The sequence below is a fragment of the Mycobacterium szulgai genome (genome assembly GCF_002116635.1).
GTDB classification, from domain to species: Bacteria; Actinomycetota; Actinomycetes; order Mycobacteriales; family Mycobacteriaceae; genus Mycobacterium; species Mycobacterium szulgai.
The window spans coordinates 1-15,758 of sequence record NZ_LQPW01000011.1 but is presented as its reverse complement, the minus strand read 5'-3'; the positions used below and the strand labels follow the sequence as shown (position 1 = coordinate 15,758).

At 69.6% G+C, this 15,758-nt stretch carries 15 protein-coding genes, 1 pseudogene and 1 riboswitch; of the genes and pseudogenes, 5 read left to right on the top strand and 11 right to left on the bottom strand.

The window, feature by feature from the left end:
• The 3 genes from AWC27_RS02865 to AWC27_RS02855 form a co-directional block, all read right to left on the bottom strand.
• On the bottom strand, positions 1-1,037 hold a 1,037-nt coding region (locus AWC27_RS02865; RefSeq protein WP_139836728.1), incomplete at its 3' end, for a PE family protein.
• A 118-nt stretch (positions 1,038-1,155) separates the two neighbouring features.
• Positions 1,156-2,805 carry a DNA repair helicase XPB gene (locus tag AWC27_RS02860; RefSeq protein ID WP_085669107.1) on the bottom strand — a complete coding sequence of 550 codons (1,650 nt, stop codon included), beginning with the start codon at positions 2,803-2,805 and terminating at the stop codon, positions 1,156-1,158.
• Between the two features lie 76 nt (positions 2,806-2,881).
• The gene (locus tag AWC27_RS02855; protein WP_085669106.1) at positions 2,882-5,140 is read right to left on the bottom strand and encodes a helicase-associated domain-containing protein; all 2,259 of its coding nucleotides are present in this window, start codon (positions 5,138-5,140) and stop codon (positions 2,882-2,884) included.
• Positions 5,141-5,205: 65 nt separating this feature from the next.
• Between AWC27_RS02855 and AWC27_RS02850 the strand changes: the two genes are divergently transcribed.
• The 4 genes from AWC27_RS02850 (at position 5,206) to AWC27_RS02835 (ending at position 6,859) form a co-directional block, all read left to right on the top strand.
• Positions 5,206-5,406, top strand: a complete 201-nt coding sequence (locus AWC27_RS02850; protein WP_139836727.1) for a hypothetical protein — start codon at positions 5,206-5,208, stop codon at positions 5,404-5,406.
• Positions 5,407-5,413: 7 nt separating this feature from the next.
• Positions 5,414-5,893 (top strand): cyclic pyranopterin monophosphate synthase MoaC, encoded by a 480-nt coding sequence (moaC, locus tag AWC27_RS02845; protein WP_085669104.1) that lies wholly within the window; start codon positions 5,414-5,416, stop codon positions 5,891-5,893.
• Positions 5,890-6,372 carry a MogA/MoaB family molybdenum cofactor biosynthesis protein gene (locus AWC27_RS02840; protein ID WP_085669103.1) on the top strand — a complete coding sequence of 161 codons (483 nt, stop codon included), beginning with the start codon at positions 5,890-5,892 and terminating at the stop codon, positions 6,370-6,372. The genes moaC and AWC27_RS02840 overlap by 4 nt, the downstream gene beginning before the upstream one ends.
• 61 nt (positions 6,373-6,433) lie before the next feature.
• Positions 6,434-6,859 carry a molybdenum cofactor biosynthesis protein MoaE gene (locus tag AWC27_RS02835; RefSeq protein WP_085669109.1) on the top strand — a complete coding sequence of 142 codons (426 nt, stop codon included), beginning with the start codon at positions 6,434-6,436 and terminating at the stop codon, positions 6,857-6,859.
• 3 nt (positions 6,860-6,862) lie between these two features.
• On the opposite strand, the gene AWC27_RS02830 is transcribed toward AWC27_RS02835, so the two are convergent.
• The 4 genes from AWC27_RS02830 to AWC27_RS02815 all read right to left on the bottom strand — a co-directional run bounded on the left by AWC27_RS02830 (position 6,863) and on the right by AWC27_RS02815 (position 10,133).
• Positions 6,863-7,957 carry a transglycosylase family protein gene (locus AWC27_RS02830; RefSeq protein WP_085669102.1) on the bottom strand — a complete coding sequence of 365 codons (1,095 nt, stop codon included), beginning with the start codon at positions 7,955-7,957 and terminating at the stop codon, positions 6,863-6,865.
• Between the two features lie 9 nt (positions 7,958-7,966).
• Positions 7,967-8,175, bottom strand: a riboswitch (cyclic di-AMP (ydaO/yuaA leader).
• Positions 8,176-8,387: 212 nt separating this feature from the next.
• Positions 8,388-8,636, bottom strand: a complete 249-nt coding sequence (locus AWC27_RS02825; RefSeq protein WP_085669108.1) for a MoaD/ThiS family protein — start codon at positions 8,634-8,636, stop codon at positions 8,388-8,390.
• A gap of 22 nt (positions 8,637-8,658) precedes the next feature.
• A complete protein-coding gene (moaA, locus tag AWC27_RS02820; RefSeq protein ID WP_085669101.1) occupies positions 8,659-9,732 on the bottom strand; it encodes a GTP 3',8-cyclase MoaA in 1,074 nt (357 codons plus the stop codon).
• A complete protein-coding gene (locus AWC27_RS02815; RefSeq protein WP_083116363.1) occupies positions 9,729-10,133 on the bottom strand; it encodes a YccF domain-containing protein in 405 nt (134 codons plus the stop codon). The genes moaA and AWC27_RS02815 overlap by 4 nt, the downstream gene beginning before the upstream one ends.
• Before the next feature lie 160 nt (positions 10,134-10,293).
• Between AWC27_RS02815 and AWC27_RS02810 the strand changes: the two genes are divergently transcribed.
• Complete coding sequence (locus AWC27_RS02810; protein ID WP_085669100.1) at positions 10,294-10,713, top strand: cold-shock protein; 420 nt, start codon at positions 10,294-10,296, stop codon at positions 10,711-10,713.
• Positions 10,714-10,872: 159 nt separating this feature from the next.
• Here the strand turns inward: AWC27_RS02810 and AWC27_RS02805 are convergent, their stop codons facing one another.
• The 4 genes and pseudogenes from AWC27_RS02805 to AWC27_RS31790 all read right to left on the bottom strand — a co-directional run.
• Complete coding sequence (locus tag AWC27_RS02805; protein WP_085669099.1) at positions 10,873-13,353, bottom strand: PE family protein; 2,481 nt, start codon at positions 13,351-13,353, stop codon at positions 10,873-10,875.
• A 57-nt stretch (positions 13,354-13,410) separates the two neighbouring features.
• On the bottom strand, positions 13,411-14,448 hold the full coding sequence (locus tag AWC27_RS02800) for a PAS domain-containing protein (RefSeq protein WP_085669098.1): 1,038 nt from the start codon (positions 14,446-14,448) through the stop codon (positions 13,411-13,413).
• 263 nt (positions 14,449-14,711) lie between these two features.
• On the bottom strand, positions 14,712-15,107 hold the full coding sequence (locus AWC27_RS32575) for a hypothetical protein (RefSeq protein WP_139836726.1): 396 nt from the start codon (positions 15,105-15,107) through the stop codon (positions 14,712-14,714).
• Between the two features lie 139 nt (positions 15,108-15,246).
• Positions 15,247-15,758 (bottom strand): annotated as a pseudogene (locus AWC27_RS31790) (hypothetical protein); the annotation flags it as partial.

Sequence of the window (15,758 nt, the reverse complement as noted above, 5' to 3'; positions counted from 1 at the left end):
GTCCCGCCGTCACCGCCGCCGCCACCCGCCCCGCCGGTGCCATTGCCTGTGAGGTAGTTGCCGCTGGTGCCGTTGCCCCCGTGGCCGCCGGTCCCGCCGGCTCCGCCGGTGCCGCCAACGCCGCCGGCTCCGCCGTTGCCGGCTAGCGCGCCGCCTAACCCGCCTGCACCACCGTTGCCGCCGTTGCTGCCACCCCCGCCGCTGCCGCCGATGGCACCGGCTAGCCCGCTGTCGCCGAGGAACCCGGCAGCGCCAGCTCCGCCGGCACCGCCGGTTCCGCCTGCGCCAAGCCAGCCGGCGTTGCCGCCAGGGCCGCCCGGGCCACCGGCGATGGCGGGGTTGAATGAGGGCGCACCAGGGGCCCCGGGCCCACCATTACCCATCAACAGGCCGCCGTTACCGCCACCGCCACCGGCTGCGCCGGAGCTGGCCAGAGCAACTCCGCCGGGCCCGCCGTTGCCCACGAGCCCGGCATCGCCACCCCGACCGGCGGCTGTGGTGGCCGTGGCCGCCGCGCCGGTCCCTCCGTTGCCGAACAACCAGCCGCCAGCTCCGCCGGTGCCGCCGTTGACACCGGGCACCCCGGTGGCGCCGTTGCTGATCAGGCCGCGTCCGGTCAGTGCAATGAAGGGTGCGTTGAGCACCGGATTGACCGCCGCGCCCAGTGGACTGTTGATCCAGGCCTGGCCGATCTGCGCAACGGATTCCACCAGCAGCGACCCAGCCCCGCCCGCGGCAAACCCGGTCAGGGACGCGTTGGCGGCTTCGGCGCTGGCGAGCGTGTACCCGGCGCCGGTCAGCGTGTGTACGAACTGCTCGTGAAACGCCGCCGCCTGCCTACTGAACGCTTGATACTGCTGCGCGTGGCCGCCGAACAGTGCCGCGACTGCTGCGGAGATCTCATCACCGGCGGCGGCTACCAGCGCGGTGGTCGGTGCCGCCGCGGCGGCGTTGGCCGCCCCGATGGTGGACCCGATTCCCGCCAACTCCGATGCCGCCGCCACCAGCATCTCCGGCGACGCAATCACAAACGACAACTCGCACCTCGTCCACTTCGAAGGCACACACCGAATCGCTCGCTATCCCATCCAGGGCTAAGACGCTATCGCGATTGCGCCCAACAGATAGGAATTCGTCCGAAGATTCTTGCGCGGTCTAAATCGCCGGGCCGAGTAGGTCGTCGGCGTCGCGGATGATGTAGCCGTAGCCCTGTTCGGCCAAGAAGCGTTGCCGGTGTGCGGCGTATTCGGCGTCCAGGCTGTCGCGGGCCACCACCGAGTAGAAGATGGCGCCGCCGCCGTCGGACTTGGGTCGCAGCAGCCGCCCGAGTCGCTGGGCCTCTTCCTGGCGTGAGCCGAAGGTGCCCGAAACCTGAACCGCCACAGAGGCTTCCGGCAGGTCGATGGAAAAGTTGGCCACCTTGGACACCACCAGCGTGGTGATCTCGCCGCGACGGAAGGCGTCGAACAGTGCTTCGCGTTCTTTGGTCTTGGTGGCGCCCTGGATCACCGGTGCATTCAGCTCGGCGCCCAGCTCGTCAAGCTGATCGAGGTAGGCGCCGATCACCAGAGTCTGCTCACCGGGGTGCTTTTCCAGAATTGATTTCACCACAGCGATTTTCGTGTGCACCGTCGAACACAGCCGGTAGCGCTCTTCGGGTTCGGCGGTGGCGTACATCATCCGCTCGTTGTCGGTCATCGTCACCCGAACCTCGACGCATTCGGCCGGGGCGATCCAGCCTTGCGCCTCAATGTCTTTCCACGGCGCGTCATAGCGTTTGGGGCCGATCAGGGAGAACACGTCGCCCTCGCGCCCGTCCTCGCGAATCAGGGTGGCGGTCAACCCGAGCCGCCGCTTGGACTGCAGATCGGCGGTCATCCGGAACACCGGTGCAGGCAGCAAGTGCACCTCGTCGTAGATGATCAGCCCCCAGTCGCGGCTGTCGAAAAGCTCCAAGTGCCGATACTCGCCCTTGGAGCGGCGAGTGATCATCTGATAGGTCGAGATGGTGACCGGCCGAATCTCCTTGCGCTCACCGGAGTATTCGCCGATCTCCTCCTCGGTCAGCGAGGTGCGTGCGACCAGCTCGCGCTTCCATTGGCGCGCGGCCACGATGTTGGTGACCAGGATCAGCGTCGTCGCACTGGCTTTCGCCATTGCCGCCGCGCCGACCAGCGTCTTGCCCGCGCCGCAGGGGAGGACCACGACACCCGAACCGCCGGCCCAGAACGAGTCGGTGGCCATCTGCTGGTAGTCACGCAGGTGCCAGCCGTCCTGGGCGAGGCTGATCGGATGCGCCTCGCCGTCCACGTAGCCGGCGAGATCTTCTGCGGGCCAACCGATTTTGAGCAGCATCTGCTTGACCCGGCCGCGTTCGCTGGGGTGCACGACGACGGTGTCGTCATCGATGCGGGCGCCCAGCATGGGTGCGATCTTCTTGTTGCGCAGCACTTCTTCGAGCACCGCGCGATCCAGGCTGACCAGCGTCAGGCCGTGTACCGGGCTTTTGACTAATTGCAGGCGGCCGTAGCGGGCCATGGTGTCGACGATGTCGACCAGCAGCGGCTGCGGCACTGCGTAGCGGGAGAAGCTGACCAGCGCATCGACGACCTGCTCGGCGTCGTGGCCGGCCGCGCGGGCGTTCCACAGCGCCAGCGGGGTGATGCGGTAGGTGTGCACGTGCTCGGGTGCGCGTTCCAGCTCGGCGAACGGCGCAATCGCGGCGCGTGCCGCGCCGGATAGCTCGTGGTCCACTTCGAGCAGCACCGTCTTGTCGGACTGCACGATCAACGGCCCGTCAGTCATGAAGCGCCGCTCTCCTCATCACTTCGTTCTGCATCGTCGCCGGCACGCATGAAGGTTGCTTTCGCATAACCGCCCATTATCCGTCGTCGGCCGACACCACCGACGTGATGCGGTGGATAGCGAACTCGCGCAGCTTTCCAGAGGCCGAATCGAACGCCGTGAGCTGGCCGCCCCGGATGAGGATGGGCGATACCACCCGCTGGGTGGCCACGCCGGCGGCATCGAGGTAGCCGATCAACACCGTGTCCTGATCCTTGGCCGCGCGCTGCAGCAGCGACATCGCGACCGCCGGATCGACACGGATGTTTCCGAACGGCGCGGCGGTCACCTTGCGCAGTACCGAGACGACCGCGTTGAGGGTCTCGCTGTTGGGTCGCGACGGCGGACGGTAGGGGCGCCGTTGCTGGGGTGCGGGCACCCGTGCGCCGCGGGGCCGGATGTCCACGATGGCGCCGGTGGAGTCTTCGGCGGCCGGGGAGAATCCGGCGGCACGCAACGCGCCGAGTACCTCCGATATCGGCGCGGGAGATACCGCCACCGTCGGGGCCAGGGCGCGCAGCGCAAGACCTTCGACTGCGGGCGATGCCACGGCCTGGGCCAACAGGGCCGGATCCTCACACCGCACGAAAGAGGCGGCCATACCGATCCGAAGCTGCCCGTGCCGGCGAGCGACATCATCGATCAGATAGGTAAGTCCTTGTGGCACAGGCGTTTTAGAATGCTTAGCGAATAGCGTGTGCATCCAGTCGCGAGTCTTGCCGATATCAAGCGCATGCCGGATCGACTGCTCGCTGACCCGGTACACCATCGCCGCGCCGGCCGACTCGACGGTGGCAACCGTGGCGAGGTCGTCGGCCAGGTCGCGATTGAGCGGCCCGGGTACCACGACGGTCAGGTCGGCCTGGACCAGGAAGTGGTCAATCGGTTTGGGCAGTGCCCGCGTCATCGACTCGACGACGGCGGCCGGGTCTGTGCCGTCTTCCAGCAGCGCCCGGCCGGGCCTGCTGATCGCCCCGCGACCCACCAGGCCCAGCGCGTGACTTTCGTTCAGCAAGTCGGCGACGGGATCGGGTTGCAGCCGGCGGGCCCAGCGCGGCCGCCGCCAGATCAGCGTCGCAGACGCCGACGTTGCGTCCACACCTGCGCCGCCCGGTAGTTCGGCGAGCATGCCCAGCAACAGCCGGCGATCCAGCGGCGCGGCTGTGGAGAACAATGAATCTGACAGTGCGCCATAGGGTTTGGCGTCCGGTCCGCGACTGCCGATCAACGCCGGCCGGCCGGGTAGATCCAGCCAGGTGCTGGCCAACAGGTACCAGCGCTCGGCGGGAGTCATTGAGGTCAGCCGGTCGGCGGTCGCCGTCGGCGCCCAATACGGGCTCTCGCCGTGCAGTGGTTCGGGATCAGGCATGCCGCTGGCGATCAGTCCGGCCGCGGCCGCGACCTCGAGGATCAGGCCCAGCCGCTGCTCGTCGATTCCGGTTGTCTTGGCTAGCCGCTTGAGTTCCCGTATTCCCAGCCCGCCGCTGCGCAGCTCGGATACCGGTGCGGCGCTGAGGTTTTCGAGCAGCACTTCGAGCTCGCGCAGCAGATCGATGACGGCCCCGGCCGCCGCGGCGTCGGCGTCGTCGGGCGTGGTACTGGATACCGCCGGATCGGGCGCTGTGAGTTGCAGCGGACCCGGGTGCTCGCCGCGCAACACCTGTCCGACGTGACGAGGCAAGATCACCGTCTCGGCATCGATGCGTCGTAGCAGACCCGTCGCCAGCAGTCGCGGCACGGGCCGGTCCGGCGCCGCGCCGGGTGCCGCGTCGCGGGTACGCCCCATGGGTGATCCTTCGAGCAACTTCGCCAGCACGTCGCGCTGTGCTTCGTCGAGTTCCTCGATCAGCGCGGCGATCTCTTCGCCCGATCGCGACCGATCCTCGAGCGTGACCTGCCCGGCATGCCAGGGCAGCGCCGTGGCGGCGTCGGCGGCCACCCGGACCGCGGTCTCGCCCCACACCAGGGCACGCAGCTTGAGGTCGTCCAGCGCGGCAACGATGTCAGCCTGGGGCGCGTGATCGCCGATCAGGGCCAGCAGCTTGGCGAGCGGCACCGGCTCGGTATCGGCCTGCAGCACGAGCAAGGCATCGAGCACGGCCAGCCGCAAGAAGTCGAGTTCATCGGTGGCGGCTTTGACCGATTGCCGGGCCTGGGCGCGCGCGGCGAGCGCAGCGATGCTGCCCGGCGGCGGCTGGGCGAGGTCGGGCCGCAGCTCCAACAGCAGGATCAGCCGCTCGTCGGGCAAGTCGGCCAGCCAGGACCCCAGCGGGATATCCGGCGTGTGTTCGGTCATTGCTGATCAGCGTAGGCCGCAACCTTACGCCGCGGGCGGGTGCGGGACCTGTCAGAATGGACCCCGTGGCTGACAATGGTGAAGGCAAGGCACGCAAGACCAGGTACGTGGACAACGGATGGCCGACCACCGATCCGGATGACCATGCGGTAAGCGAACTCGCGACCGACCGCACCGGTGCGCTGTCACCCTTCGGTGAAATAGTGTTCCCGGTGCCCGCGACGGACCTGCCTTACGTCCACCCGGTAACAGTTCGCGGCTGGTAGCCGGGGCATGGCCAGGTCAAGCGCACTGTCGCACCTGGACGAGCGGGGGGCCGCGCACATGGTCGACGTCACCGACAAGGGAGCGACCAGGCGCACCGCGGTGGCGGCCGGTGCCCTGCGTACGTCGGCTGAGGTGGTGTCGTTGATCTCGACCGGTGGCCTACCCAAGGGCGACGCGCTGGCCACCGCACGGGTGGCGGGAATCCTGGCGGCCAAACGCACCAGCGACCTCATTCCGCTGTGCCATCAGTTGGCGCTCACCGGTGTTGACGTGGATTTCGCGGTCGCCGAGTCGGATATCGAGATCACCGCGACAGTGCGCAGCACCGATCGAACCGGCGTCGAAATGGAGGCTCTGACAGCTGTGAGCGTGGCGGCGCTGACTCTTTACGACATGATCAAAGCGGTCGACCCGGCCGCGCGCATCGATGACATCCGGGTGCTGCGCAAAGACGGCGGTCGCAGCGGAAGTTGGGTGCGCCAGTGACTAATCGGTCGGCTCGCGTCGTAATCGCCTCGACCCGGGCATCGGAGGGTGTCTACGCCGACGAGTGCGGGCCGATCATCGCTGAATGGCTTTCCCAGCGCGGTTTCTCGACCGCCGAGCCGCGAGTTGTCGCCGACGGTAATCCGGTGGGCGATGCGTTGCATGACGCGCTGGAAGAGGGCGTCGACGTAATCATCACCTCCGGCGGCACCGGTATCTCGCCCACCGACACGACCCCGGAGCAGACCGTGGCCGTGCTGGACTACATCGTTCCCGGCCTGGCCGACGAGATTCGCCGCTCCGGTTTGCCGAAGGTTCCGACATCGGTGCTGTCGCGCGGTGTGTGTGGTGTTGCCGGCCGGACCCTGATCGTCAACCTGCCCGGTTCGAAGGGTGGGGTTCGCGACGGCCTAGCGGTACTCGAGGGTGTGCTCGACCATGCCCTCGACCAGCTCGCCGGCCAAGATCACCAGCGCTGATGGCTCGCGCCGGCGACGATGCCGTGGGGGCACCACCCGCTTGCGGGGGAGCGTGGCGCCGATGACTCTGGTCGTGCGCGCCGCGCTGACCGAGCAGCCGATCTTCTTGGCCGAGCACGAGGAGCTGGTTGGCCATCAATCCGCGGGAGCCGTCGTGGGATTCGTCGGAATGATCCGCGACCACGACGGCGGACGCCAGGTTTTGCAGCTGGAATATTCCGCGCACCCCTCGGCCGCTCAGGTCCTTGCCCACATCGTTGCCGAGGTGGCTGAACAGTCCAGCGGGGTGCGGGCCGTGGCGGCCAGCCACCGAATCGGCGTATTACAGATCGGGGACGCTGCCCTGGTGGCCGCCGTTGCCGCCGACCATCGGCAGGAAGCCTTCGCCACCTGTGCGCTTTTGGTCGACACCGTGAAGGCGCGGCTTCCGGTATGGAAGCACCAGTTCTTCGAAGACGGGTCCGAAGAATGGGTGGGTTCGGCCTGAGCCCTAGGCGATTGCGTAGGGCTGAGCGAGCGCGTCGAGCGCGTCGTTGCCGCTGACGTCCTGCGCCCGGATCGCGTCCCACAACTTCTTGGTGTAGGCGACGGTCGAGACCTGGTGAATTTCCACCGGAGCGTCGGCGTCCGGGGCCGGTGGTACGTCGGCCGGCCGGGGATCGGCCAGCTGTGTCCCGGCCTCGATGACTCCGGGGGCCGGCTGTTGGTCGGCCGGAGCGGGCTGCTCATCGGCGGGAGCGGGAGGCAGGTCTGCCGGAGGGGCAGGCGGCAGGTCGGCCGGAGCCGGAGCCAGGTCGGCCGGAGCCGGCGGCAGGTCGGCCGGAGCCGGCGGCAGGTCGGCCGGAGCCGGCGGCAGGTCGGCCGGGGCCGGAGCCAGGTCGGCCGGAGCCGGCGGCAGGTCGGCCGGAGCCGGAGCCAGGTCGGCCGGGGCCGGAGCCAGGTCCGCCGGCGGGGGGAGCTCAGCGGGAGCCGGCGGCAACGCGTCGGCGGGAGCCGGAAGCTCGGCCGGAGGCGGAAGCTCGGCCGGAGGGGGAAGCTCAGCGGGAGCGGGTATGTCGTTGCCGACCAACTGCACTCCGGGAGCCGGGTCAGCGGGCGCGGGGTCAGCGGGCGCCGGCGGTGCCGGGTCGGCCAGCGGGGCCGGCTCACCGTTGACCTCAGGCGCGTCCAGCGGCCCGTTCAGGCCAGCCGGAGCCGGAACTTCGCGGGGCGTCGCGCCGGACAGCCCGTGGCCGCATACCGGCCAGGCGCCGCGACCCTGGGTCGCGAGCACACGCTCGGCGACGGCGATCTGCTGCTCTCTGGTGGCCATCTGGGCGGATGGGGCGAACTCGCCGCCACCGTGCGAAGCCCACGTGCCAGGGGTGAACTGCACGCCGCCGTAGTAGCCGTTACCGGTGTTGATAGCCCAGTTGCCGCCGGATTCGCAGCGGGCGACAGCGTCCCATTCGCCATCGGTCGCGGCGTTCGCCTGGCCTGCCAGAGCCATGCTGCCGATGCTGCCGCCACCGAGCACCGCGCCGGTAAAGGCGATCTTGGCGACGCTGACGCTCGAAGTCGTGGGCTTACGGTGACGTCCACTCATACGCTCAGAAATTCCTCTCGGTACACGCCTGCGAGGTCAGCTGTCGGGTTCGGGTTAGAGAGGTCACCCGGCCAGCGTCGTACAACGGCGAACGACGTCGGCTTCACCCCAAGGAGCCGCAAGCGGCCCCGATCCGGTCGGTGGACCTGGTGGGTCCCCCGCCTCCATCCGCGGTCGGAATCCCTCGCCTACTGGATGGAGCTCGGCGTGATGCTAGGCAGGGAAGGCAAGTCATTCGGGTTGGCTGACGAGCCTTCCGAGAAAGGTAGCGGCTTCTGTCGATCTCGTCACTGTGCATAAACGCTGCGTTTCCTGCTCGGTCACTGGGCAAAGTGCCTGCAGGAGCAAGTGTTTGCGCAGCTCATAGCACCCGAAATCGAAGCGTGGCCGGGTTGTTATCGTTCCGTTACGTGAGATATTTCACAGGGTCTCAGCCACCCGCGAAGGGGGGGAGTACGTCAACTGTGTCGCCGGCCGATAACGCTACGGCGTCGTCTCGGACGGCAATTCCGTCGCGGAGATACGAGCATCGGCTCAACACCGTCGCAAGCTTTGCGCCCCTGGCGGCCAGCCCGTCGACCAAATCGGCGACCGTTGCGCCGGCAGGCAGCGTCACCGTTTCCGATTCGAGGCCAGCGGCCGCGCGGGCTGCCGCGAAATAGCGGACAGTCACTGGCATTCTGTCCGTCTGCTCGGCCACGTCAGCCACCGATGGCGCTCATCGGACGGTCGGGCTGGATGAAATCCGGGTCGTTGATGCCGTGGCCGGCGGGCTTTCTCCACATGGCGGCCCGCCATGCCGCCTCGATCTCGGCGTCATCGGCTCCGCCCCGCAGCAGGCCACGCAGGTCGGTCTCCTCGGTGGAGAACAGGCAGCTGCGGATCTGTCCGTCGGCGGTCAGCCGAGTGCGGTCACAGGTCGAGCAGAAGGCGTGCGACACCGAGGCGATGATGCCGACCTTCCCGCTCGGTGTGTCCGGACCCGCTGCTACCTGCCACAGTTCGGCCGGTGCCGAGCCGCGGGGTGCCGGGTCTGGCGTTAGCCGGAAGTGTGGGCGTAGCGCGGCCAGCACGTCGTCGGCGCTCAGCGCGGCGTTGCGGCGCCACTGGTGCCCGGCGTCCAGCGGCATCTGCTCGATGACCCGCAATTGGTAACCGTTTTCCAGGCAGAACCTCAACAGCTCGACGACGTCCTGGCGACCGGTGGCGGGATCGAGCACGGCGTTCACCTTGACTGGCGCCAGGCCGGCCTCCTTGGCGGCGGTCAGGCCGGCGAGCACGTCGGCGAGCCGGTCGCGGCGGGTGATGGCCGCGAAATGGGCGGGGTTAACGCTGTCCAGCGACACGTTGACCCGGTCCAGACCCGCTGCCGCCAGAGCCGGTGCCCGCCGAGCCAGCCCCACCCCGTTGGTGGTCAGCGAGATTTCCGGCCGGGGTGCCACGGCGGCCGCCGCCGCGATCACCTCTTCGAGGTGGCGGACCAACAGCGGCTCGCCGCCGGTGAACCGCACGTTGGTGACGCCGAACCGGGTGACCGCGATGCGTATGAGCCTGGCCAGCTCGTCGGGCCGCAGTAGTTGCTCGCCGGGCAGCCAGTCCAGGCCCTGTTCGGGCATGCAGTAGTTGCACCGCAAGTTGCACCGGTCGGTCAGTGAGACGCGCAGGTCCTTAGCGGCCCGGCCGAAGGTGTCCAGCAGCGGGCCATCGGACGGTGCACCCTGCAGCGGGATCCGCCGGTTGCGTACCGTCGGCAACCCCAGCGCAGTCAGTGTCATGCGGGCACCCGTTCGGGACGGGCCGGCGAGCCGGCGGGGACGATCTCTTTGCCCAGCGGTACCAGCGACACCGGGATCAGTTTGAGGTTAGCCAGCGCCAGCGGAATACCGATGATGGTGACGGCCATTGCCGCCGCGCTCACCAGGTGCCCGATCGCAAGCCAGAGCCCGAACAGCAGTATCCAGATGACGTTGCCGATCACGGCACCTGCCCCGGCGCTTGGCTTTTCGACGATTGTGCGGCCAAACGGCCACAAGGCGTATGAGGCGATGCGCAGTGCTGCGAAGCCGAACGGGATGGTGACGATGAGCAGGAAGCAGACGAGCGCGGCGACCAGGTATCCGAGGGCCAACCAGAGGCCACCGAATACCAGCCAGATAATGTTCAGGACTAGGCGCATATCTCCTCCAGCGGTAATGCCAGCGTACCGAGTAACCGATCAACTGGGATGCCTGGTTGTTGGCCAGCCGAGTAGGATCTGAGATCGTCATCGCGTCCTGCGCAGGCGGGGCGCGTCTTCTGTTGCCCCCGATGACCCGTTAGACAAGCAGGTGAGACCAGTGCCGACTGGCAAGGTGAAGTGGTACGACTCCGAAAAGGGGTTCGGCTTCCTGTCGCAGGAGGACGGCGAGGACGTCTACGTCCGCTCCTCGGCGTTGCCCGCGGGTGTCGAAGGGCTCAAAGCGGGTCAGCGCGTGGAGTTCGGCGTGGCTTCCGGACGGCGTGGACCACAGGCCTTGAGCCTCAAGCTGATTGATCCGCCGCCCAGCTTGTCCAAGTCGCTGTCCCGCCCGCGCCGCGAGGCGCCGGCCGAGCACAAGCACACTCCCGACGAGTTGCACGGCATGGTCGAAGACATGATCACGCTGCTGGAAAGCACGGTACAGCCGGAGTTGCGCAAGGGGCGGTATCCCGATCGCAAGACGGCCCGGCAGATCTCAGAGGTCGTCAAGGCGGTGGCGCGGGAGCTCGAGGCCTAAGCATTGGGCCTAGCGGCCCGCGTCTAGGAGCGCGATCGCTGCGCTGGATTCGACTGTGCACGTAGGGTTTTGAGTGTGCCCGTCTTGGGCCAAACGCTGCGATTTTTCGCCCAGGACGCACACTCGATGCCGACGAGCTAGCCGCGCGATAGCTCACCGTCAGGTTCCGGGTGAGCCGCCAGTGCCCGTCGAGCCCTTGGTACCCGTGCTGCCGGTCGCGCCCGACAGGCCCGTCAGGCCGGTGCCGGTGCCGCCGACGCCGCCGGCCCCGCCGGCCCCGGCTGCGCCACCAGTCCCGCCGTTTCCGCCGGTGCCACCGACCCCGCCGCTGCCCACGGTGCCCCCGGCAGCGCCGGGGGCGGCGCTGCCGCCGTTGCCGCCGTGGCCGCCGGTACCTCCGGTGCCGCCGGTGCCTCCGCCACCACCGGCGCCTCCCGCCCCGCCGAGACCGTGTGTCGCGGCCCCGCCGGTGCCGCCGGCCCCGCCGGCGCCGCCGCCCCCGCCCTGGCCGCCGGTGCCGCCGTTACCGCCTTCGCCGCCGACGGAGATCTGGCTGCTGCTGCCGCCGTTGCCCCCGTTGCCGCCGAAGCCGCCGACGGCACCAGTGCCACCGCTGGCCCCGGTGCCACCGGTTCCGCCATTGCCGCCGTTGCCGCTCACCGTCCCGCCGGCTCCACCAGCGCCGCCGGCTCCACCGGCCCCACCGGTGCTGCCTGAAACCCCGGTGCCTCCGTTGCCGCCGGATCCGCCGGTCCCGCCGAAGTCGCCGTTTTGGTAGGCGTCGCCACCTTGGCCGCCGTTACCGCCGGCCCCGCCGCCGAAGCCGCCGTTGCCGCCGTTGCCGCCTTTACCGCCGCCGGCGCCGGTGTTGTCGCCACCGCCGGCACCACCGCCGCCGCCGTTGCCGCCAACGCCGCCGCCGGTACCGCCGTCGCCACCAGTGCCGCCGGCGCCGCCGCTGCCGCCGGTGAAACCGCCGGGACCGCCTTGACCGCCATCGCCCCCGCTGCCTCCGCCGCTGCCGCCGGTGCCGCCGGCGCCGGCCTTCCCGCCGTTGCCGCCGAAGTGGCCGTCGCCACCACCGCCGCCGGCGCCGCCGGCGGCAGCAACGTTGCCATCGGTGGGGCCGCCGTCGCCGCCGCGGCCGCCGTTGCCGCCGTTGGAATTGTGGATGATGCTGCCGCTGCCGGCTCCGCCGCCAGCGCCGCCGGGCTGCGCCGTGCCGCCCTTGTCGCCGGGGCCGCCGTCGCCACCGTCGATGCCGTTGGGTGCACCGGCGTTCGCGCCAGGGGTACCGCCCTGCGCCGGGGTCTGGGTGGAGGGGGGCAGCGGCGTGGGATTGTGGGCAGCCGGAGCCGCCGAGCCTTGTCCGCCGGACCCGCCGTTTCCACCGTTGCCGTTGGTGCCGGCATTGCCGCCGCTGCCACCGGCCCCACCGACGCCGCCACCGGCACCGTTACCGCCGGCCCCGCCGTTGCCGCCGTCACCATGGGCGGCGCCGTTGCCGCCGGCTCCACCGGCACCCCCGGCTCCGCCGTCGAGCTGGTCGGTGTTTGCGACGCCGTTGCCGCCGGCTCCGCCGTTGCCGCCGTGCCCCGCGCTTCCGCCATTGAAGGCGTTTCCGCCGCGGCCACCGTTCCCGCCGCTCGCGCCTTTGGTGCCGTCGCCGCCGTCGCCGCCGTTACCGGCGGTGGCGGGCGAGCCGATGGTGCCGGTATTGCCGCCGGCCCCGCCGTCGCCGCCGATGCCGCCGTTGAAGATGCCAGTTCCGCCCGCGCCGCCGTTGCCACCGTTTCCGGCCTGACCGCCGCTGGCGTTGGCGTTGCCGCCGTTGCCCCCGGCGCCGCCTTTTCCGTTGTTGATACCGGCGCCGCCGGCGCCGCCGTTGCCGCCGTTTGCGCCGCTGCCGATGGTGCCGGCGCTGCCGCCGGCCCCGCCGGCACCACCGGGGGCGGTCCGGCTCGCGCCGCCGACGCCGCCGGCGCCGCCGTTGCCGAATAACCCGCCGGCCCCGCCCATCCCGCCGGATCCGCCGTCGACCACCCCGGTGCCGCCGGCGCCACCGGCGCCACCGTTGCCGAACAACCAGCCCGCACCGCCGTTGCCGCCAACGCCGCCGGGGTTATCCGGCAGGCCGGCTCCGCCGGTGCCACCGGCGCCGCCGGTCCCGAGCAGGCCTGCGGCACCACCGTTGCCGCCTCTGCCGCCCAACGCGCCCGAGCCGCCCGCCCCGCCGTTGCCGATCAGGATGCCGCCCGGTTCGCCGTCCGCGCCGGTGCCCGCCCCGCCGTTGGCGCCGTTGCCGATCAGCGGGCGACCCAACAGCGCGCGGGTCTGGGCGTTGACGAGGTCGAGGACATTGGTGGCCTCGGCGGCGGTATAGGTACCCGCGGCCGTCGTCAACGCCCGCACCACCTGGCTATGAAATCCTGCCGCTTGGGCGCTGAGTCGTTGATAGGCCTGGGCGTAGGACCCGAACACGGCTGCGACCGCGGCCGAGACCTCGTCGGCTGCCGCAACCGTTAGTGAGGTGGTTGACGTTGCCGCAGCCGCATTGACGGCGCTGAGCACCCAACCAAGGTCCGACAAATCCGCGGCCGCCGCTGCCAGCGCCTCCGGAGCTGCGACTACAAACGACATCTGGCACCTCCCGCTGCGAATCACACGGTAGCGCGATGTGCCAGCTATCGGGGCAGGTCAACGTTTTTCGGTCGACGAGGACGTGCGCGCGGCGCATTCTGCGAGTTCTTCCTCGGTGGGCAAGCGCAGCGAGATGAGTCCGGCGAAGGTATCCGGTTCCAATTCCACCCGGTTGACCGTGACATGCACCGGCACCCAATCGGTGTCGAGCCCGGGTAGCCGTAGCACCCGGCTAGTGGCTCCATTGGCGAATTCCGTTGTCATGGAAGCGACTAACTGCTCGTCGTCGGGATGCACCCGCGGTTTTCCTTCGCCGCCACGCCAGTCGTAAAAGGAACACGGCTCATCAAGCCACTTCAGTAGGGTCCACGTGTTGAGGTCGACAAGGGCTCGATGCACCCCGGCCTGTGCCAGGCCGTTGAGGATCCGCTGGGCCAGATCGTCGACGGTCACTGCCGGCCCCTTGCGCTCGGCGCGCCAGTTTATTGCCCGCGCAACCAGATGGTCGCGACCGTCGGGTCCCGGTTCCAGGGCGCTGCGCGCGGTGAAACCTATCCGGATCGGGTTTCCCTGCCAATCGGTGAGATCCCAAGTGCTGCACAATGTTTGTCCCGGCTCTGCCTTGACCGCCATGGCTAGGACTTTGGTTTCGTTCGGGTTGAGTTCGCGTGACGGCAGATCCTCGGCGAAGGCTCTGCCGTAGGTGACCTCGACTTCGGGGTTCTTGCCGCTGTTGGCCAGCGACTCGCGGGTGTCGGTGGCCACGCCCAGGGTCAGGTCCCACTTCAGCGGGCCGGGTGTCGGCCGCTCCGGCGGTTCTGCGTCCGCGGGCCCGGTCCACACGTGCACGCCGTGCATGCGACCGTCAGACATCACCACTGGTTCGGTGCGGATGACGCGATCGCTTTTCGGGGTGATGCTGGTCAAACTCTGGCCGGTGGCCAGCGATTCGGCGATCGCCGTTCGGACGGCCGCGAGATACGGACTGCGGCGCAGGAACGTGTTGATCGGAACGAGGTTCTTTAGCTGCCGTCCCTGCGCTACCACTGCCGGTTCATCCCCCAGCGTCTCCACGAGCAGCCAGTCGTGGCTCATACGCGCAGTTTACTGATCGGGCTAGATCGCCTAGACGCGGCGGGGTATCGGGACATCAATTTTGTTGCGGCACAATGCTATTCGATTGAACCGGTTGGATTTGAGGATTGAGCGCGGCGGACACGGCCGGGTGAGTTGCGCACGCCACTTCGGTCCAGGTAACTTTTGGCCGCCCGGATTGTCGGGGGTGCGAACGGGTCGCGTTTGTCCGATCCGGGGAAGCGACCGTCGAGGGGTCGGTCGCCGTCCTCGGGATTTCTCGTTCAGCCGGTGTTGCCGAACCAGAGACCGGGCGCGCCCGCCGTCCCGGCCAAGCCTGTGGGTCGGCCGGCGCTGCCCCCGTGGCCTGCGCTGCCGCCATTCCCGATCACGACCGCGTTGCCGCCGCCTCCGCCGAGACTGCCGAAGGTGAGACCTTGGCCGCCGGCGCCACCGGGCCCGCCGCTGCCGAGCAGGCCGGCGTCGCCGTCATGTCCACCCGCGCCGCCATTGCCGAAGAACGCCGGGCCGCCGGTACCGCCGGCGCCGCCATCGGACGAGAGCAAACCGGCTTTGCCGCCACTACCACCGGTCCCGCCGTTGCCCGACCGCCAGCCCCCGGATCCGCCTGAGCCCCAGGAGGTGCGACATGCACCGTCAATGTCCAATTGACCGATCAACTAGTCAATGGACTCATGTGCCGGGTGCTTTGCTCCCGGGGGTGTGCATTGAGGGTTGGGTTTCCGCGATTTCGCCGCCCTGGATGCACGGGCGAATCCACCCGTGCACGCTCGACGCCAAGAGCGCGTGCCACCCGAGTTACGGCAAGCCGTCGATGCCGTTCAGGCCAAGCAGTAGGCCACCGCCGCCGCCGGTTCCGCGTTTACCGCCGGCAGCGGGTGTCGGGCCGATACCGGGATTGCCGCCGTTGCCGCCGTTGCCGACGAGGACGGCATCGCCCCCATTTCCACCATCGCCGCCGGTGACGTCGCCTTGACCGCCGGCCCCTCCGGCGCCGCCGATGCCCATCAGCTGACCGCCCCTGCCGCCGGCTCCGCCTGCCCCGCCGATTCCGCCGCTGAGGTCGAAGTTGCCGTAGCCACCGGCTCCGCCGATCCCACCGCACCCCAATAGACCGGCGGAGTCGGCGGGGCCGGCGGCAAGGCGGGCCTGATGTTCGGCAGCGGCGGGACGGGGGGTAGCGGCGGCGACGGCGTGAATACCGGCGGTGTCGGTGGCGCCGGCGGCAACGCGGGCCTGCTGATGTCGAGCGGCGGGGCCGGCGGCGCCGGTGGGCTGGGTCTTATCGGCGGAGCGGGTGGGACGGGCGG